The 321-nt window shown below is 67.6% G+C and carries 1 protein-coding gene; it reads left to right on the forward strand.

Annotated elements, in window-relative coordinates; all coding sequences use genetic code 11:
- Positions 1 to 183: 183 nt before the first annotated feature.
- Positions 184 to 321, forward strand: a 138-nt coding sequence (locus ACLZOT_RS51185) for a pyridoxamine 5'-phosphate oxidase family protein (RefSeq protein ID WP_416976142.1), incomplete at its 3' end; no start/stop codon positions are given.

Raw genomic sequence — 321 nt, forward strand, 5'->3', positions numbered from 1 at the left:
TGGGCAACTACCACGGCCGCTACTCCATCGAGACCTTCAGCCACCGCAAGGCCGTCCTCGATGTCCCGCTGAGCTGAACCACACCGGCTCCGGGCGGGCGGTACGCAATGCCACCCCGCGCCCTCACACGTCACTCATCCGGCCTACGACCTCGAACGCAGGAGCAAGGAGCACAGACGCATCATGGACGACACGCTGCTGGAGGAACTCGGCACCGGCAAGTACATGCTCGTCACCAGCTACCGCAAGAACGGCACCCCTGTCGCCACGCCGGTGTGGGTGGTGCGCGACGGCGACACGCTGGGCGTGCGGACCCCCGCC

Origin of the sequence: Streptomyces sp. 4F14 (genome assembly GCF_048159485.1) — a bacterium.
Lineage (GTDB): Bacteria > Actinomycetota > Actinomycetes > Streptomycetales > Streptomycetaceae > Streptomyces.